This is a genomic window from Serratia sp. 2C06 (assembly GCF_050037615.1).
Lineage (GTDB): Bacteria > Pseudomonadota > Gammaproteobacteria > Enterobacterales > Enterobacteriaceae > Serratia > Serratia ureilytica.
Genome location: NZ_CP188299.1, coordinates 1,591,787 through 1,611,178, shown reverse-complemented (window position 1 = coordinate 1,611,178; position 19,392 = coordinate 1,591,787). Strand labels below are relative to the sequence as shown.

Annotated in this window: 13 protein-coding genes; 8 read left to right on the top strand and 5 right to left on the bottom strand. The window is 61.2% G+C overall.

The features are described 5' to 3' along the window. Positions 1-132: 132 nt before the first annotated feature. Both ACP3TA_RS08035 and mgtA read right to left on the bottom strand, forming a co-directional pair. On the bottom strand, positions 133-2,526 hold the full coding sequence (locus ACP3TA_RS08035) for a beta-N-acetylhexosaminidase (RefSeq protein ID WP_206196469.1): 2,394 nt from the start codon (positions 2,524-2,526) through the stop codon (positions 133-135). A 267-nt stretch (positions 2,527-2,793) separates the two neighbouring features. Beyond that, positions 2,794-5,502, bottom strand: coding sequence for a magnesium-translocating P-type ATPase (mgtA, locus tag ACP3TA_RS08030; RefSeq protein WP_206196468.1), 2,709 nt, complete (start codon positions 5,500-5,502; stop codon positions 2,794-2,796). Positions 5,503-5,926: 424 nt separating this feature from the next. On the opposite strand from mgtA, the gene treR reads away from it, so the two are divergent. From treR to treC, 3 genes are all read left to right on the top strand, one after another. Beyond that, the gene (treR, locus tag ACP3TA_RS08025) at positions 5,927-6,874 is read left to right on the top strand and encodes a trehalose operon repressor TreR (RefSeq protein WP_129993653.1); all 948 of its coding nucleotides are present in this window, start codon (positions 5,927-5,929) and stop codon (positions 6,872-6,874) included. 129 nt (positions 6,875-7,003) lie between these two features. After that, positions 7,004-8,419: a PTS trehalose transporter subunit IIBC gene (treB, locus tag ACP3TA_RS08020; RefSeq protein ID WP_033641687.1), complete on the top strand. Its 1,416-nt coding sequence runs from the start codon at positions 7,004-7,006 to the stop codon at positions 8,417-8,419. A gap of 269 nt (positions 8,420-8,688) precedes the next feature. After that, positions 8,689-10,353: an alpha,alpha-phosphotrehalase gene (gene treC / locus ACP3TA_RS08015; RefSeq protein ID WP_142001833.1), complete on the top strand. Its 1,665-nt coding sequence runs from the start codon at positions 8,689-8,691 to the stop codon at positions 10,351-10,353. A 28-nt stretch (positions 10,354-10,381) separates the two neighbouring features. Here the strand turns inward: treC and ACP3TA_RS08010 are convergent, their stop codons facing one another. Beyond that, positions 10,382-10,906, bottom strand: coding sequence for an NAD(P)H-dependent oxidoreductase (locus ACP3TA_RS08010; protein ID WP_042783555.1), 525 nt, complete (start codon positions 10,904-10,906; stop codon positions 10,382-10,384). A 106-nt stretch (positions 10,907-11,012) separates the two neighbouring features. Here ACP3TA_RS08010 and ACP3TA_RS08005 point away from each other — a divergent pair, with 106 nt between their 5' ends. The 3 genes from ACP3TA_RS08005 (at position 11,013) to nrdG (ending at position 14,943) form a co-directional block, all read left to right on the top strand. Beyond that, positions 11,013-11,927 carry a LysR family transcriptional regulator gene (locus tag ACP3TA_RS08005; RefSeq protein ID WP_046688121.1) on the top strand — a complete coding sequence of 305 codons (915 nt, stop codon included), beginning with the start codon at positions 11,013-11,015 and terminating at the stop codon, positions 11,925-11,927. Positions 11,928-12,171: 244 nt separating this feature from the next. Then, positions 12,172-14,310, top strand: a complete 2,139-nt coding sequence (nrdD, locus tag ACP3TA_RS08000; RefSeq protein WP_123062103.1) for an anaerobic ribonucleoside-triphosphate reductase — start codon at positions 12,172-12,174, stop codon at positions 14,308-14,310. Positions 14,311-14,478: 168 nt separating this feature from the next. Further along, a complete protein-coding gene (gene nrdG, locus ACP3TA_RS07995; RefSeq protein WP_117187880.1) occupies positions 14,479-14,943 on the top strand; it encodes an anaerobic ribonucleoside-triphosphate reductase-activating protein in 465 nt (154 codons plus the stop codon). Positions 14,944-15,272: 329 nt separating this feature from the next. Here nrdG and ACP3TA_RS07990 read toward each other — a convergent pair whose 3' ends face one another. Together ACP3TA_RS07990 and ACP3TA_RS07985 are read right to left on the bottom strand one after the other, a co-directional pair. Next, positions 15,273-16,421, bottom strand: coding sequence for a YaaC family protein (locus ACP3TA_RS07990; protein ID WP_122017079.1), 1,149 nt, complete (start codon positions 16,419-16,421; stop codon positions 15,273-15,275). A gap of 511 nt (positions 16,422-16,932) precedes the next feature. Next, entirely contained in the window at positions 16,933-17,991 is a 1,059-nt protein-coding gene (locus ACP3TA_RS07985) for a permease (RefSeq protein WP_123062102.1), read from the bottom strand. A 227-nt stretch (positions 17,992-18,218) separates the two neighbouring features. Between ACP3TA_RS07985 and phnF the strand changes: the two genes are divergently transcribed. Both phnF and phnG read left to right on the top strand, forming a co-directional pair. Beyond that, positions 18,219-18,947, top strand: coding sequence for a phosphonate metabolism transcriptional regulator PhnF (phnF, locus tag ACP3TA_RS07980; RefSeq protein WP_047025109.1), 729 nt, complete (start codon positions 18,219-18,221; stop codon positions 18,945-18,947). Then, a complete protein-coding gene (gene phnG, locus ACP3TA_RS07975; RefSeq protein WP_015376438.1) occupies positions 18,948-19,391 on the top strand; it encodes a phosphonate C-P lyase system protein PhnG in 444 nt (147 codons plus the stop codon). Position 19,392: the final 1 nt, after the last annotated feature.

The window sequence follows — 19,392 nt, the reverse complement described above, 5'->3', positions numbered from 1 at the left end:
TTTGAATGCGTAAACCGTATTGAATGAACAAATCGGGCTGGATTTTACAACCAGCCCGTCGTTTCTGCTCTTTCAACCACATCGCAATGTCGAGATATGGAATACGCCCCGCAGTTTATTCGCCACCTCTCCTTACGGAGCCGTTTGTAACCCCCGCAGCAACGCCTCCAGCGGGTACACCGCCGCAATCACCACTTCGTCGCGCGTCTGCGCCGCCGCATCCAGCCGGCGCTGCGCTTGTTCTGCCTCTGCTCGGCTCAGCGGTTTGTCCTGCTGATACCGCTCCAGAAGCGTTAACCCCAATGCGGCCAGGGCATCGACGTCCTGCGCCACCGGCGCCAGCTCCCGCAGCGTGCGGTTGCCCGCGATCGCCGTCTGCAACGCCGCGCCGTTCGCCTGCCAGCGCTGCAGCCGTTCGCGCAGCGCCTGCGCCGTCGCCTTATCGCGCTTATCCTTCAGCAGAGCCGCGACCTGCGCATGCATGGCGCGCACCGCCTCGCTCTCCGGCGGCAGCGCATCGGCAAAGCGGTTCAGCGGTTCGAACTGATGATAGTTGCCGGCCTGGAACTTCAGGTGCTGGCGGGTGTAATACTGCGCCGGCTCCACCGCCTCGGCCAGGATCTGCAGCGGCATGATCTGCACGCTGTTGCTCAGCCGGGTGAATTCGCGCGCCGTTTCCGCGTGCGGCTGCAGGCCGACCGACACCACCGACCAGGCGTCGATCGCCGCCAGCCGCCGGTACATGTTGCTTTCGTCGATGACGTCCTGCGCCGACCACAGCCGCTCCGCCACCGCAAAGGCGCGCGGCCACAGCTTGAGATCGATCAGCGGCGCGCGCACGTTTTCCGCCCACAGCGCCGCTTCCCCGCCTAGGATCTTGGCCTGCCCCTTCTCATCCGGCACCACCGGCATCTTGCCCGCCGGCGCCGCCGCCAGTTTCTCGCCCTGGGTGGGGTAACGCACGTTGCCGACCAACGTATAGCCGCTGAGCTTGTCCTGTTGCAGCGTAAACACCGGCCGCGTGTCGCCCATCCAGGTATCGACGCGGAACGTCACCTGCTGCGGCGTGCGCCAGACGATATCGTGCACCGCGCGGCGCGATTTGCCGTTGAAATCGATAAAGCCGCGCCAGCCCTGCTTGCCCTCGATCAGCGTGAAACTGCCCTCCACCGCGCTGCCCTTCAGGCGCGGCATGCTGAAACGCCAGCTTTGCGCCTGCTCGCCGGGTTGCACCGCCGTTTCGACCCCCAGCGGCTGCGGCAGAATTTCATTGCGGTAGTGATAGGCGATGCTTTGCGGCTGATCGAGATAGAAACCGGTGGAGAGAATGCCCTGATAGCCATCCTGCGCGCTGGCGCCCAGCGAGTCTTGCCCCTGCCAGGACTGAATGACGATCGAACGCGGCAGCGACGGATGATAGATCTCGTCCCAGCCGACCATCTGCCGCTGGTGCTTCTCGAGAACCTTTTCCAGCTTCTGGTTGAAGTAGGCCTGCAGCGCATGGGTATCCGCCAGCCCGTTCTGCTGCATAAACGCCTGAATCGACGGCGACGCCCGCCACTGGCTGGCGTCCACTTCGTCGCCGCCGATGTGCAGATAAGGATCGGGGAAGATCGCCGCCAGCTCGCCAACGATCGTATCGACAAACTGATAAACCTCGTCGCGGGTCGGATCGAGCGTCGGCTTATGCACGCCCCACTCGCGCTCCATGCGATACGGCCCCGGCGCGCTCATCAGGTCGGGATAGGCCACCGCGATGCTGGAGGCGTGCCCCGGCATGTCGATCTCCGGCACCACGCGAATGCCGCGCGCCGTGGCGTAAGCCACCACCTGCTGCATTTGCTCACGGGTGTAGAACAGGCCGTCGCTGGCCTGCTGCTGCAATTTGGGGTAATGCTCGGAGGCGAAGCGCCAGCCCTGATCGTCGGTCAGGTGCCAGTGGAACACGTTAAGCTTGGCCGCCGCCATCCCGTCGAGCTGGCGGAGAATGTCCGGCAGCGGCAGGAAATGGCGCGCCGAATCCAGCAGCACGCCGCGCCACGGAAAACGCGGCACGTCGCGAATATCCACCAATGGCAGGAAAGTGTTTTGCCCATCGGTCTGCAGCAGTTGCAGCAGGGTCTCCATGCCGCGCAGCGCGCCAAAGCGGGTGTTGGCGGTCAGCGTGGCGCCCTGCGGCGTGACCGCCAGCCGGTAACTCTCATCGCTGCCCGGCAGCGGCTGCGCCGCCACCCGATCCTTGATCACCACCTTGATCGCCGCGCCGTTTGCTTCTTCCCTCGGCGCCAGCGTCCAGCCGGTCTGCAGTTCGATGCGCTGGCGCCAGCGCGGCAGCGCGTCGCCCAAATCATCGCCCTGGAGGCTTAACGACAGCCGGTGATCCAAAATCAGTTTGCCCGCCGGTTGCGTCACTTCCACCTGCTGCGGCCAGGGCATCAGCGGCAGATCGCCAGCAGGCTGCGCCAGCGCGCCGCAAGAAAACCATAACGATGAAGCCAGTAGCGTATAACGGAAAGGTCTGTGCATCGGAAATTCCTCAGAGGAAAAAAACAAAATATCCCCAATGAATTTCAAACCACCGCTAGGCGGCAAGCGCCCGCATCCCCAGGCGCTTAGGTCTGCTAAGTAACTGGGGGGCGGGCGTACAGCCAACAACGCGGTGGCTTGAAAGGCGCAGGGGAAAACAGCCAACGCTGTAGATAAAGACTCAGCACAGAACAGATGTCCAACCGTTGCGGTGAAAAAGCGGACGGGATCACAGTTGCCCCCTCCCGGCCGGAGGGGGCGAACGGGTTATTGCCAGCCGTAGCGGCGCACGAACCAGCCTTTCACGCACTGGGTCAGCACCATGTAACCGGCGAGGATCAGCACCAACCACGGGAAGTAACCGAGCGGCAGCGCCTGCAGCTGCAGGAAGCCGGCCAGCGGCGAGAACACCAGGCCGATGCCGGTGGCGATCACCGCCAGCGTCATGATGCACAGCGGCCAGGACGGGCGGCTCTGGATAAACGGAATTTTGCGCGTGCGGATCATGTGCACGATCAGCGTTTGCGACAGCAGCCCTTCCACGAACCAGCCGGACTGGAACAGCGTCTGCATTTCCGGCGTGTTGGCCTTGAATACCCACCACATCAGGCTGAAGGTCAGCACGTCGAAGATCGAACTGATCGGCCCAAAGAACACCATAAACCGCCCCAAATCGGCGGAGTTCCAGCGCTGCGGCTGGGTGATCTGATCGTCGTCGACGTTATCGAACGGGATGGCGATCTGCGAGATGTCGTACATCAGGTTCTGAATCAACAGGTGCAGCGGCAGCATCGGCAGAAACGGCAGGAAGGCGCTGGCGATCAGCACGCTGAACACGTTGCCGAAGTTGGAGCTGGCGGTCATCTTGATGTATTTCAGCATGTTGGCGAAGGTGCGGCGCCCTTCGATCACCCCCTGCTCCAGCACCATCAGGCTTTTTTCCAGCAGGATGATGTCCGCCGCTTCCTTGGCGATGTCCACCGCCGAATCGACGGAGATGCCGATATCGGCCGCGCGCAGCGCCGGCGCGTCATTGATGCCGTCGCCCATAAAGCCCACCACGTGCCCCTGGCGGCGCAGCAGTTTGACGATCCGCTCCTTGTGCAGCGGCGTCAGCTTGGCGAACACCGTGGTGCGCGCCGCCGCCTGCGCCAGCTGCTCGTCGTCCATTTGCTCGATCTCGCTGCCGCGCAGCAGATGATCGGCCTCCAGCCCGACGTCACGGCACACTTTGGCGGCCACCAGCTCGTTGTCGCCGGTGAGGATCTTCACCGTGACGCCGTTCTGTTTCAGCGCCGCCAGCGCCGGTGCGGTGCTTTCCTTCGGCGGATCGAGGAAGGCGACGTAGCCTTCGAGGATCAGATCAGACTCGTCCGCCACGCCGTATTCATGGGTTTGCGCCGGCAGGATCTTGTTGGCCACCGCCACCACCCGCAGCCCCTGCTGGTTGAGATCGTCGGTGATGCGACGGATCCTCGCCAGCAGCGCCTCGCTCAGCGGGATCACCTCGTCTTCGTGGCGCACGTGGCTGCAAATCGCCAGCATCTCTTCCAGCGCGCCCTTGCACACCAGCTCGTGATACTCGTTGTCTTTGGCCACCACCACCGACATGCGGCGGCGCACGAAGTCGAACGGGATCTCATCCACCTTGCGGTAGTTTTGCAGCGCCTGCGGCTGCTGATTTTGCTCCGCGCAGCTCAGCACCGCCACGTCGAGCAGGTTTTTCAGCCCGGTCTGGTAGAAGCTGTTCAGCCAGGCGTAGCGCAGCACCCGCTCGCTGCTGGCGCCGAACACGTCGGTATGGCGCTCCAGCACGATCTTGTCCTGGGTCAGAGTGCCGGTCTTGTCGGTGCACAGAATGTCCATCGCGCCGAAGTTCTGGATGGCGTCCAGCCGTTTGACGATCACCTTCTGGCGCGACAGCTTCACCGCCCCTTTGGCCAGCGTCGAGGTGACGATCATCGGCAGCATCTCCGGCGTCAGCCCGACCGCCACCGACAGCGCGAACAGCGCCGCCTCCCACCAGTCGCCCTTGGTGTAGCCGTTGATCAGCAGCACGATCGGCGTCATCACCAGCATAAAACGGATCAGCAGCCAGCTGACCTTGCTGATGCCGCTCTGGAAGGCGTTCGGCTGCTCATCCTGGCTGGTGACGCGCTGCGCCAGCTGGCCGAAATAGGTGCCGCCGCCGGTGCCGATCACCATCGCCAGCGCGGTGCCGCTGACCACGTTGGTGCCCATGAAGCACAGGTTTTGGCAGTCGAGCGGATCGGCCGCCAACGCCTGCGGCGCCGCGGATTTTTCCACCGGCAGCGATTCGCCGGTCAGCGCCGCCTGGCTGATGAACAGATCCTTGGCCGACAGCACGCGCAGATCCGCCGGGATCATGTCGCCGGCCGCCAGTTTGATGATATCGCCCGGCACCAGCTGCGCGATCGGCAGCTCCACGTGCTCGCTCCTGCCGGTGAGCACATCGCTGCGGATCACCGTGGCGGTGTTGCTCACCATGGCCTTCAGCGCGTCGGCCGCCCGGTTGGATCGCGCCTCCTGGATGAAGTTCAGCAGCGTGGAGATCAGCACCATCAGCGCGATCACCAAGGCGCCGGTCAGATCCTCGGTGGCGTAAGAGATCATGCCGAGCGCGGTCAGCAGCAGGTTGAACGGGTTGCGGTAGCAGTGCCAGAGGTGTTGCCACCAGGCCTCTTTCTGCTGATCGTCGATGACGTTCTCACCGCAGCGCTGGCGCACCTGTTCCGCCTCATGGGCGGTGATGCCTTCCGGGTGGCTGTGAAAACGCTCAAACAGCTGCATCGTTTCTGCGGCGGCGCATTCCAGCCGCTGCTGCGCCAGGCCGGCCGGCATGTCGCGCGCAGCGCCGCCGACGCTGTCCAGCAGGCTGTCGCGGCGCACCAAACGGCGCGGGAGGCCGCGGGCGAACAGGCCCAGCAGCTGACGGGGGAGTTTTTTCAGTTTCATGGTTCGCACCTCGTCGCCCGGTGCCTCACGGCAGCGGGTAAACGGGGATCGTCATCGGCCGGGCGAATGGCGGGTGCGCCAAAAAGCCTCTGCCAACGCAGATCCTTATTCTTTTTTTCAGCAGCAGGAGCGAACGACGAAGCGCGCGCTACCGGTTACCGTGATGTACTTCACCGGTAAAACAGCAGCGCCAGGCGGAGAGGTTTTACCGGAGAACCGAGTGAGTGTCTAAAGCAGTCGGGTCGGGGTCCATATGGGGAATAACCTCCGGTAAAGGGAAAAACAGAGCGGCAGGAGCGGCCGTTCATCGCAATGTCACAATCCCGTTTTGCATCAAGATCCGCGTCGGAAAATGAGCTATGCTGACGGGCATTGTTTTACAGGCCTTTATGTTACGCCTGTCCACCTCAACGAAAAGTAAACCATGCAAAACCGGCTGACCATCAAGGACATCGCGCGCCTGAGCGGCGTAGGCAAATCCACCGTCTCACGCGTGCTGAATAATGAAGGCAGCGTGAGCCCGCAAACCCGTGAACGGGTGGAAGCGGTGATCCGTCAGCAAGGGTTTACGCCCTCCAAGTCGGCGCGCGCCATGCGCGGCCAAAGCGACAAAGTGGTGGGCATCATCGTTTCCCGTCTCGACTCGCCGTCGGAAAACCAGGCGGTGCGCACCATGCTGCCGCTGCTGTATCAGCAAGGCTTCGATCCGATCGTGATGGAGAGCCAGTTCGAAACCCGCCTGGTGCAGGAGCATCTGCACGTACTGCATCAGCGCAACGTCGACGGCGTGATCCTGTTCGGCTTCACCGGCCTGACCGCGGCGATGCTCAAGCCGTGGCAGGAAAAAATGGTGGTGATGGTGCGCGAATACGACGGCTTCTCGTCCGTCTGCTACGACGACGCCGGCGCGGTGAACCTGTTGATGGATCGCCTGTATCAGCAAGGGCATCGGCATATCGGCTATCTGGGGGTGCAGCTCAGCGACGCCACCACCGGCCAGCGCCGCTATCAGGCCTATCTCGACGCCAGTGAACGCCTCACGCTCACGCCGCGCGCCACGCTGGGCGAACTGAGCTACCAGAGCGGTTTCCAGCACGCCGCCGAAGTGATTGACGCGCACACCAGCGCGCTGATTTGCGCCTCCGACAGCATCGCCCTGGGGGCGATCAAATACCTGCAACAACAGCCGACGCGCGCCATCCAGGTATGCGCCATCGGCAACACCCCGCTGCTCAGCTTCCTGTTCCCCGACACCCTGTCGGTGGAGTTCGGCTACGGCAGCGCCGGCCTGCTGGCCGCGCAGCAGCTGCTGGCGCAGCTCAGCGGCGAACAGGGGATCCGCCGCCTGGTGGTGCCCAGCAAACTTTCCTGATCGGAAGTTGACCATTTTTCGTCATTTTGTGATCCTCGCCCCAAACCGGGAACGTTCCCATTTCATTCAAAATGCTGAGTGGCTAAGCTTTGATCATTACTCAGTCAACACCTCTGCAGGTATCCCATAATGAGCAAAGTAAAACAGCAGGATATTGATCGCCTGATTGTTTTGGTCGGCGGCCGCGAGAACATCGCCACCGTCAGCCATTGCATTACCCGGCTGCGTTTCGTCCTCAACGATCCCAATAAGGCGAAACCGAAAGAGATCGAAGAGCTGCCGATGGTCAAGGGTTGCTTCACCAACGCCGGGCAGTTCCAGGTGGTGATCGGCACCGACGTCGGCGACTACTATCAGGCGCTGATCGCCAGCACCGGCGTCAACGAGGCCGACAAGGAGCAGGCCAAGGTGGCCGCGCGCCAGAACATGACCTGGACCGAGCGCACCATCTCCCACTTCGCCGAGATCTTCTTCCCGCTGCTGCCGGCGCTGATCAGCGGCGGTCTGATCCTCGGCTTCCGCAACGTGATCGGCGACATCCCGATGTCCGGCGGCCAAACGCTGGCGCAGATGCACCCGGCGTGGAAAACCGTTTACGATTTCCTGTGGCTGCTCGGTGAAGCGATCTTCATGTTCCTGCCGGTGGCCATCTGCTGGTCGACGGTGAAAAAGATGGGCGGTACCCCGGTGCTCGGCATCGTGCTGGGCGTCACCCTGGTGTCGCCGCAGCTGATGAACTCCTACCTGCTCGGCCAACAAACGCCGGAAGTGTGGAACTTCGGCTGGTTCGTGATCCAGAAAGTGGGCTATCAGGCGCAGGTGATCCCGTCGATCCTGGCGGGCATGGCGCTGGGCTGGATCGAAACCCGGCTGAAAAAGATCGTTCCCGACTATCTCTATCTGGTGGTGGTGCCGGTGGTCTCGCTGCTGCTGGCGGTGTTCCTGGCGCACGCGCTGATAGGGCCGTTCGGCCGCATGATCGGCGACGGCGTCGCCTGGGCGGTGAAATCGGTGATGACCGGCAGCTTCGCGCCGGTGGGCGCCGCGCTGTTCGGCTTCCTGTACGCGCCGCTGGTGATCACCGGCGTGCACCAGACCACGCTGGCTATCGACATGCAGATGATCCAGAGCATGGGCGGCACCCCGGTGTGGCCGCTGATTGCGCTGTCCAACATCGCGCAGGCCTCGGCGGTGCTCGGCATCATCATCATCAGCCGCAAGGCCAACGAGCGTGAAATCTCGGTGCCGGCGGCGATCTCCGCCTACCTCGGCGTGACCGAACCGGCGATGTACGGCATCAACCTCAAATACCGCTTCCCAATGCTGTGCGCGATGATCGGCTCCGCCTTCGCCGGCCTTATCTGCGGGCTGGACGGCGTGATGGCCAACGGCATCGGCGTCGGTGGCCTGCCGGGCATCCTGTCTATCAAGCCGCAGTTCTGGCTGATTTACTCGCTGGCGATTCTGGTGGCGATCGTCATCCCGCTGGTGCTGACCATCATGGTCTACAAACGCAAGGCCGCCCGCGGCGAGCTGCCGGTTTGATTGACGCAAAATACGCAACATGAATGTAGGGGCCGGAAATACCCTATAGCTTTCGAGCTGTAGCTAGGCGGCAAGGGTGCAACAAATCGGTCGGGAACCGATTTGAACAGCGCCTGCGCTGGCCCAAAGGGCGAGCCTCCGGACGAGGCTCGTAATCCCCAGGAGCTTACTCAAGTAAGTGACTGGGGTGCAGCGCCAGCAGCCAACAACGCTGCAGTTTGAAAGATGAAGGGTACGGGCCTGTTGTCACGATTCAAAGGTATCCAGTTATGAGCAACCCAACCCCCTGGTGGCAGAACGGCGTCATCTACCAAATTTATCCGAAGAGTTTTCAGGACAGCACCGGCAACGGCTACGGCGATTTGGCCGGGGTGACCCGGCGGCTGGACTATCTGCAGGAACTGGGCGTGGACGCGATCTGGCTGACGCCGGTCTACGTGTCGCCGCAGGTGGATAACGGCTATGACGTGGCGGACTACTGCGCCATCGATCCGGCTTACGGCACGATGGCAGACTTCGAGCAGTTGGTCGCCGCCGCCCACCAGCGCGGCATCCGCATCGTGATGGACATGGTGTTCAACCACACCTCGACCGAGCACCCGTGGTTCAAGGCCGCGCAGGATCGCCACAGCCCGTATCGTCAGTTCTACGTCTGGCGCGACGGCGAGGGTGAAACGCCGCCGAACAACTGGCGCTCCAAGTTCGGCGGCAACGCCTGGCAGTGGCACGCCGACAGCGGCCAGTACTACCTGCACCTGTTCGCCGCCGAGCAGGCGGATCTCAACTGGGAGCACCCGCCGGTGCGCGAAGAGCTGAAGAAAGTGTGTCAGTTCTGGGCGGACAAAGGCGTCGACGGGCTGCGTCTCGACGTGATCAACCTGGTGTCCAAACAGCAGGACTTCCCGTCCGACAGCCAGGGCGACGGCCGCCGCTTCTACACCGACGGCCCGCGCATCCACGAGTTCCTGCAGGAGATGAGCCGCGACGTGTTTCAGCCGCGCGGCCTGATGACGGTGGGCGAGATGTCCTCCACCACGCTTGAGCATTGCCAGCGCTACGCGGCGCAGAGCGGCGAAGAGCTGTCGATGACCTTCAACTTCCATCACCTGAAGGTGGACTACGCCGGCGGTGAAAAATGGACGCGGGCGGAGCCGGATTACGTGGAACTGAAGCAGATCTTCCGCCACTGGCAGCAAGGGATGCATAACCGCGCCTGGAACGCGCTGTTCTGGTGCAACCACGATCAGCCGCGCATCGTGTCGCGCTTCGGCGATGAAGGCGCACTGCGGGTGCCGGCCGCCAAAATGCTGGCGATGGTGCTGCACGGCATGCAGGGCACGCCTTATATCTATCAGGGCGAAGAACTCGGCATGACCAACCCCGGCTTCTGCGCCATCGAGCAGTATCGCGACGTGGAAAGCCTGAACATGTACGCCGAACTGCGCGCCCAGGGCCGCAGCGACGCCGAGCTGCTGGCGATCCTGGCCGACAAATCGCGCGACAACGGCCGCACGCCGATGCAGTGGAGCGCCGCGCCCCACGCCGGTTTCACCACCGGCACGCCGTGGATCGGCTGCGCCGAGAACTACCCGCAGATCAACGCCGACGCGGCGCTGGCCGATCTCGACTCGGTGTTTTACGCCTATCGCCAGCTGATCACCCTGCGCAAGCAGTATCCGCTGCTGACCCACGGCGACTATCAGGATCTGGCGCCGGAACACCCGGCGCTGTGGTGCTATCAGCGCAGCTGGAACGGCCAGCGCCTGCTGGTGGCGGCCAACCTGAGCCGCGAACCGCTGGCCTGGGCGGCGGAAGGCGTGGAAGCTTCCGCGCAATGGCGCCCGCTGATGAGCAACTACGCCGATTCGGCGGACCAGCCGCAGGCGCTAACGCTGCGGCCGTTCGAAGCGGTGTGGTGGCTGCTCGAAGACTGACCCCGCAGGGCGCGGCGAACGCTGCGCCCTACCATTTCCCCAGCAGCGCCGCCACGCCGGCGGCCTCTTGCGCCAACTGCTCATCGCTCATGTCGCTCACGCCCTGCACCAGATGCGGCGGCAGATAATCCATGCCGGTCAGGTTGGCCATGGCGTGGAACGGCAGCAGCAGATCCTGCACCGGATAACGGTTATACCCTTGCGCCGTATAAGCCTGCGCGTCGCCGCCGGTGCTCACCACCAGCTGCAGCGGCTTGCCGTGCAGTTGGGTGCCTTCGCTGCCGTAGGCAAAACCGTAGGTTAATACCGCATCCTGCCATTCGCTGAGGATCGCCGGCGAGCTGTACCAGTAAAACGGGAACAGCATCACTACCGCATCATGGCTCTGCAGCAGCGCCTGTTCGCGCGCCACGTCGATGCGGTAATCCGGATACGCGCGGATCAGTTCGTGAACGGTCACGTTGGGCAGCGGGCGTACGGCCTCGATCAGCGCCTTATTAATGCGCGACTCGTCGGGGGTGCGGTGGGCGGTTAACACTAAAATGCGCGACATACATGGTTCCTCGGTCATAAGAAGATGAGGGCATTTTTCCATTTCCGCCGCTGCGGGTGTAGGCTGTTAAAGGTCACTTCAATTTCAACCAAAAGTATCAACCACTATGTCGCTGCCCTTTGACGTGCACCGCCTGCTGCCGGCCTTCCTCGCCGCCGCGCAGGCGCAAAATTTCTCCGCCGCCGCTCGCCAGTTGGGCGTGACGCCGGCGGCGGTCAGCAAAAACATCCGCGCGCTGGAAGAGAAGCTGGCGCTGCGGCTATTTCAGCGCAACACCCACAACGTGCTGCTGACCGACGAGGGCAAAGCGCTGCTGGCGCAGGTAGCGCCGCTGTGGCAGGCATTGGCGGCGACGCTGGAAAGCGCCGGCGGCGAACGGCAGGCGCCTGCCGGGGTGGTGCGCGTCACGATGATCCCCGGCTTCGGCCGCCAGATGCTGATGCCGTTGATCCCGCAATTTTTGGCGCGCTATCCGCAGATCGATCTCGATCTGTCGCTGGACGCCCGGGTGGTGAATCTGGTGGGCGAAGGTTTCGACGTCGGCATCGGCAGCCGGGTCGATCCCGACAGCCGGCTGGTGGCCCGCCCGCTCTACCCGATGCACATGGTGCTGGCGGCGTCGCCCGACTATCTGGCGCGGCGCGGTGAACCGCAAACGCCGCACGATCTGCTGCGGCACGACTGCCTGCTGCACCGCAACCCGGCCAACGGCCGCCACGTCAAATGGCAGCTGCGCCATCAGGGCGAAACGCTGGCGCTGGATCTGAACGGCCGGCTGGTAGCCAGCCGCCCGGAAATGCTGCTGGATGCGGCGCTGGCCGGGCTGGGCATCGTCAACCTGGCGCGCTGGTACGTCGAGAAACACTTCGAGCAGGGCACGCTGCGGCCGGTGCTGGCGGAATGCTGGCCGCGCCCGGTGCAGCTGTGGCTCTATTACGCTTCGGCGGATCTGCCGCCGCGGGTGCGCGTCTGGGTCGATTTTCTGCTGGAACATTTTCGCGATCGGCCGGCGGGCGATTGACGACTGTTCAGCTTGCGCACGCTCTTTCGTTTTCCTTGTTCTACATCAAAAGAATCGCGCCGATATCTATATATAGTGCATTAAGAATTGCGAACACCTATATATAGTAGTTATCCACAAAATCATCCACACGCCGCCACAGCCCTTGCGCGCTGCGGCTTTGCCCTGTGGATAAGCGAAATTTGACGGTTGCTCGCCACGCCAGGCGGGTATGAACGCTCCCTCGGGGAACAAGGAGTACAATGTGAAACCAGTAGTGATTAAGCGGGACGGTTGCCAGGTACCTTTTGACGAAGCGCGCATTGCGCAGGCCATCGAGCGCGCCGCGCTGGCGGTGGGCGTGGTCGATGCCGACTACTGCGCCACCGTCGCCCGCGTGGTCGCTCAGCGCATGGAGCAGCAGCCGCGCGTCGATATCCACGAGATCCAGCAGGCGGTGGAAAACCAGCTGATGGCCGGCGAATACAAACAGCTGGCGCGCGCCTATATCGAATACCGCCACGATCGCGACGTGGCGCGCGAGCTGCGCGGCCGCCTGAATCAGGAAATTCGCGGCCTTGTCGAGCAGAGCAACCGCGCGCTGCTGAACGAAAACGCCAACAAGGACAGCAAGGTGATCCCCACCCAGCGCGACCTGCTGGCGGGCATCGTCGCCAAACACTACGCCAAGCAGCACATCCTGCCGCGCGACGTGGTGCTGGCCCATGAACGCGGCGAAATTCACTACCACGATCTCGACTACTCGCCGTTCTTCCCGATGTTCAACTGCATGCTGATCGATCTGAAAGGCATGCTGACCAACGGCTTCAAGATGGGCAACGCCGAGATTGAGCCGCCGAAGTCGATCTCCACCGCCACCGCCGTGACCGCGCAGATCATCGCCCAGGTCGCCAGCCATATTTATGGCGGCACCACCATCAACCGCATCGATGAAATTCTGGCGCCGTTCGTCGACGAGAGCTTCCGCAAACACCTGCAGGTGGCGGAAGCGTGGCAGATCCCGGATGCCAAAGGCTATGCCATGGCGCGCACCGAGAAAGAGTGTTACGACGCCTTCCAGTCGCTGGAGTACGAGGTCAACACCCTGCACACCGCCAACGGCCAGACGCCGTTCGTCACCTTCGGCTTCGGCCTCGGCACCAGCTGGGAGTCGCGCCTGATCCAGCGCTCGATATTGAAAAACCGCATCGCCGGGCTGGGCAAAAACCGCAAGACCGCCGTATTCCCCAAACTGGTGTTCGCCATCCGCGACGGCCTCAACCACCAGTACGGCGATCCGAACTACGACATCAAGCAGCTGGCGCTGGAGTGCGCCAGCAAGCGCATGTACCCGGACATCCTCAACTACGATCAGGTGGTGAAGGTCACCGGCTCGTTCAAAACGCCGATGGGCTGCCGCAGCTTCCTCGGCACCTACGTGCAGGACGGCGAGCTGGTGCACGACGGCCGTAACAACATCGGCGTCATCAGCCTCAACCTGCCGCGCATCGCGCTGGAGGCGATGGGCGACGAGTCACGCTTCTGGGCGCTGCTGGATCAGCGCCTGCAGCTGGCGAAAAAGGCCCTGATGACGCGCATCGCCCGGCTGGAAGGCATCAAGGCGCGGGTGGCGCCAATCTTGTACATGGAAGGCGCCTGCGGCGTGCGGCTCAAGGCCGACGACAACATCGCGGATATCTTCAAGAATGGCCGCGCCTCGATTTCGCTGGGCTATATCGGCCTGCACGAGACCATCAACGCGCTGTTCGGCGGCAAAAACCACGTGTATGACGACGAAGCGCTGCGCGCCAAAGCGGTGGCGATCGTCGCGCGGCTGCGCGCCGCCGTCGACGCCTGGAAAGACGAGACCGGCTACGGCTTCAGCCTCTACAGCACGCCGAGCGAAAACCTGTGCGATCGCTTCTGCCGGCTGGACACCGCCGATTTCGGCGTGGTGCCGGGCGTCACCGACAAGGGCTATTACACCAACAGCTTCCACCTCGACGTGGAGAAGAAGGTCAATCCGTACGACAAGCTGGACTTCGAAGCGCCCTACCCGCCGTTGGCCAGCGGCGGCTTCATCTGCTACGGCGAGTACCCGAACCTGCAGCACAACCTGAAGGCGCTGGAAGACGTGTGGGACTACAGCTACAGCCGGGTGCCTTACTACGGCACCAACACGCCGATCGACGAGTGCTACGAGTGCGGCTTCACCGGTGAATTCTCCTGCACCAGCAAAGGCTTCACCTGCCCGAAATGCGGCAACCACGACTCGGCCAAGGTCTCGGTCACCCGCCGGGTGTGCGGCTATCTCGGCAGCCCCGATGCCCGGCCGTTCAACGCCGGCAAGCAGGAAGAGGTGAAACGCCGGGTGAAACACCTCGGTAATGGGCAGCTCGGCTGAAAAGCGCCGTGCAACCTAGGCAGAAGCCTGTTCATCAGGCGTGATTGTCGCAGCCAGTTTGCCTTCGGCCAGCGCGCACCAACCGCAGCGTACACGCAGTACGTGAGGATTGGGAGCACTGCCCGGAGGCAAAATGGCCAGTAAAATAGCCTGATGGGCAGGCCTCACATGAATTATCACCAGTATTACCCGATCGACGTCGTCAACGGCCCCGGCACCCGCTGCACGCTGTTTGTCGCCGGCTGCGTGCACCAGTGCCCCGGTTGCTACAACAAAAGCACCTGGCGGCTCAACTCCGGCCAGCCGTTTACCCCAGCGCTGGAAGACCGCATCATCACCGATCTGAACGATACGCGCGTGCCGCGCCAGGGGCTGTCACTCTCCGGCGGCGATCCGCTGCACCCGGCCAACGTGCCGAGCATCTTGCAACTGGTGAAACGGGTGCGCGCCGAGTGCCCCGGCAAGGATATCTGGCTGTGGACCGGCTACCGGCTGGCGGAGCTGGACGCACAGCAAATGCAGGTAGTAGACAGGATCAACGTGCTGATCGACGGCAAGTTCGTGCAGGATTTGAAAGACCCGGCGCTGATCTGGCGCGGCAGCAGCAACCAGGTGGTGCATAGGTTGCGATGAGCTAGTGGTACAGACTCGATCTGGCAGCGCTACGGTATGGAGTTAATCTGATGGGCGGGTTTGTGCCAAATGTGGATGCAGTTAAGCCCTGTAAAGCATCATAGATTTTTTAGCAGGGTTAAGGGTTAAGGGTTAAGGGTTAAGGGTTAAGGGTTAAGGGTTAAGGGTTAAGGGTTAAGGGTTAAGGGTTAAGGGTTAAGGGTTAAAATGGTGAGCCATATTCTTTAATTTCATCGAAAACCCACCATGCCAGTCTGAGAGGATAGCTCTTAGCAGGAAATTGTTATCAACACCCTGCTATTTTTTCATTATTTAGGTACTGAACCATTTCAAAGAATGGAAGGTTTTGTTACTTCCCTCTTTGCAAATTCAGAAGCCATAAGATAAAGAAATTGCTGAGGTTGACCAGTTATAAAATCCTGAACTCTTGGTCCGAAAACAGTATCTGTAATCGTCGGAAGATGGTGAGGTCGATATCGAGTAATTGACCCCAGATAATAAGAAAGAGCATAAATTGAAAGTAACTGCGGAAGTACCTGATTAGAATCAGTACTAGGTCTGGTATAAACATAATGCCTGCGGTAAGGCGGTATTGTCGAAACAGTGACCCAGAGATAAGGTCGTATCGAGTCAAAGAGGCCCTGAAGATAATTTGCATATTTTCTTGTATTGCAAATGAATGGGGTTGTTTGTTGAAAACATATTAATTTCCTATTCAAATTATCTAATTCAGCACAACTAACTTGAGTATAGCTTCCAGCCAAATCAGTCTCGAGAAGAAAATTTGTCGTTGTTATACCAATACGTGAAAGATCATCAGAGACAAAGTAAATATTTAACCAAATTTCGCCGCTTTCTTTATTGACATAAGGGCGTATTTCATGAACAGCAACAAAACGTTCTTTTTTGTTCGCTGCAGAAGACCAAAGTCTGTGGCCAGGCAAAATTTGGGGTAAAAGAATAGGGATTTTATATTGCTGAGGTGCAGTCAGTCCTGCTCCAGTTAAAGCCTGCATAAACTCTGAAAAATTTTGTAATTTACCCCTTGCGTTTGGGCTAGGGAATCCCTCCAAATAAGCATCATGAAGCTCTTTCCCCCCAGTCCCCAGTTGCTCTGTTAATCCATGTTGCGCTTTATCAAAGGTTACTTGCGTTCCTCTTGTCAAACAAAACGCTTTAACTAGATTCATAAAACAATAGTAAAGAGATAACGGCCTAGCAGAAACACGCTGTGTATCAATAGCCGACTCATAAAAATCTCTAGCCTGGTGAACACATGCCAATGCCTCACTTTTAGATAAATTAGGACAGTTATTCTTTATAGCTTGATCAATAATGGCCCAAGGATCAAGTGAAAACAAAAGTGGTAAAATGCTAGAGTTTCCTTTTGAGCCAGTATTTACTGGCCAAAAACTATATGGAATTAGTTTTTTATTAACTTTCAGTCTCTCTCCTGTCCGTGCTTGTGCAAGCTTCATACTTTCTCCTTTGAGCTGAGTTAAAATGAGTCGTCCGTCTCGTTCTGACTGCACGATAGATAATTAATAATATACTTTATGAAAAAACACAAAATCTTCTTATATGAATAATCAACTATGTGACTGGTCTATTAACCGCTGATTAATACATCGTGTTTAAGCTGCCAACTCTTCAACTGTGGGAACAACCCCGAGCATCCGCTCTTCGCTCAAAATCGACCACAAGATAACACGTTGTTATACCTGGAGAAACAGCCCGCCAGCCCTGAACCAATCCCCCCTCCCCCCTCGCCGATAGCGCCCCCGGATTTTCGCTTTAAATAAAGCCATTCGTTTTTCTGCCTCCGAATGGCTGAGATAAACCGCGGTGCCGTTTCTTAAGCGTTCAAGGGCGGCATCCACCCTTTCACGCAGCGCTTGCTACAGCAACATCGCCTCTACGTCCATTTCAGGTTTATTCCGCTGTTCCATTGCCATCTCCTCCTTGAGACAGCATCGGGCCACTCATCAGTTACATCAACCCCATACCCACCACGCCGGTCAGTGCGCCGCACAGCGCCACCAGCGCCGCTGTCAGGCACAGCGCACGGGCGGAGAAGGCTTTGTTGAGCATCAGCAGCGAAGGCAGGCTGACCGCCGGCAGGGTCATCAGCAGCGCCAGCGCCGGGCCTGCGCCCATGCCCGCCAGCATCATGGTCTGCACGATCGGGATTTCCGCCGCGGTGGGGATAACAAACAGGCAGCCGACGATCGCCAGGCCGATGATCCACAGCAGGCTATTGTCGACGGCGCCGTCAGCGTGCGGGAACAGCCAGACCCGCGCCGCGCCCAGCGCCAGCACCGCCAGCACGTAGATCGGGATGGTCGACCAAAACAGCGCCCACAGCGCTTTGCCCCAGCGGGCGAGGAACGGCTGCTCGTCGTTCTGCGCCATCATCATCACCGGCGGCTGCGGCGCGGCGGGTTGCGGATCGTTGGCGGTCACGCGTTGCACCAGCCAGGCGATGCCCAGCACCATCACCACACCTGCCACCAGGCGGATGGCGGCGAACGGCCAACCGAGCACAAACCCCATGAACACCAGCGTCGCCGGATTCAATACCGGGTTGGCGAGCCAAAAGGCCAGCGCGGCGCCGCTGGACACCGACTGGCGGCGCATGCCGGCGGCAACCGGCGCGGCGCAGCAGGTGCACATCATGCCCGGCAGCGCGATCAGCGCCCCCAGCACGGTGCCGGAAAAACGCCGGTGGCCGAGCGTGCGCGCCAGCCAGTCGCGCGGGATCAGCACCTGCACCAGCGAACCTAACAGCACCCCGAGCAGCGCCGCCTTCCATACTGCGGTGAAGTAGACCAGCGCGTACTGCCAGGCCGCCAGCCAGGGGCTCGCGGCGCCGTCGGCCAGGATCGACTTGCCGATCGAGTGACTGTCCGCCGCCACAAACGCCTTGCCGTAGTAAGGCTGCCATTTGACGTAGTAGAGGCCGACGGCCACCACCAGCAGAAACAGGATCGGTTTCCACAGCGGCCAGGCGCGTGGGGCGTGTTCAGGGGCATTCAGAGATTGCGGCATGGTAGCGGCCAGAGTCAGTCAACAAAGGCGCCAGCATAGCGCGCCGCCGCCGCCCGTGCACGCCTGGGCTGTCCTAAATAGTTCATCTGTTCGCCACCGACGCGTAACGCGATTGTCATCTGCGCCCGGCACCATGATGCCAACGTGAAGACCACAGGTTAGACGCCCGATGAAACGCACCGCTTCCACCTTCATCGCACCGCCATCGGCATGACGAGGTTTTTATTATGATGGAGTTATCTAGACATCCGACCACTTACCCCACCCGCTATCAGCAGATCGCCGCGCAGCTGGAGCAGGAGCTGCGCACGCAGTACCGCTGCGGCGACTACCTACCTTCAGAACAGCAGCTGGCCGAGCGCTATCAGGTCAATCGCCACACCCTGCGCCGCGCGGTGGATCAGTTGGTAGAGCGCGGCTGGCTGCAGCGCCGCCACGGCGTCGGCATTCTGGTGCTGATGCGACCTTACGACTACCCGCTGCACGCCAATACCCGCTTCAGCCAGAACCTGTTCGAGCAGGGCAGCCACCCCACCAGTGAGCGCTTACTCGCTGTCTTGCGCCCGTGCAATGGGCATGTCGCCAGCGCGCTTTCGCGTGAAGAAGGCGAAATGGTGATCCACCTGCGCACCCTGCGCCGGGTCAACGGCGTGCCGATGAGCGTGATCGACCACTATCTGCCCGATCTGGAGTGGTGGCCGGCGCTGCAGCAGTTCCACAGCGGTTCGCTGCACCAGTTTATCGAACAGCACCTCCAGCAGCCGCTGACCCGCCGCCAGACGCGCATCAGCGCGCGCCGCGCGCAGGCCAAAGAGAGCCGGCTGCTGGAGATCGCCACCCACGCGCCGCTGCTGTGCGTGCGCACCCTTAACGTCCGCAGCGGCGGCGAAGACGTGGCGGAATACTCCGTCAGCCTGGCCCGCGCCGACATGATTGAACTGACGATGGAGCACTGAATGCACGCCTTAGAGTCGAGACAACGCTGGATGTCGGTGCTGGCGCACAGCCGGCCCGAGCAGCTGCGCAGCCACTGGCAGGCGCTGAACCTCAGCCCGAGTTACCGCAGCATCCGCGCGCCGGAGATCGGCCTGGCCCAGCTGCAGGGGCGCATGGGCGCCACCGGCCGCCGCTTCGTGTTGGGAGACATGACGGTCACCCGCGCGGTGGTGCAGCTGGACAACGGCGGCTACGGCTACAGCTATATCGCCGGGCGCGACAAGGCGCACGCCGAGCTGTGCGCGCTGGCCGATGCGCTGCTGCAACAGCCGGAACACGGCGAACGCCTGCAACAACAGCTGATCGCGCCGCTGGCCGCGCTGCAGCACGAACAGCGCCAGCTGCGCGCCCGGGCGATCGCCGCCAGCCGGGTGGACTTCTTTACGCTGGTGCGAGGGGATTAAG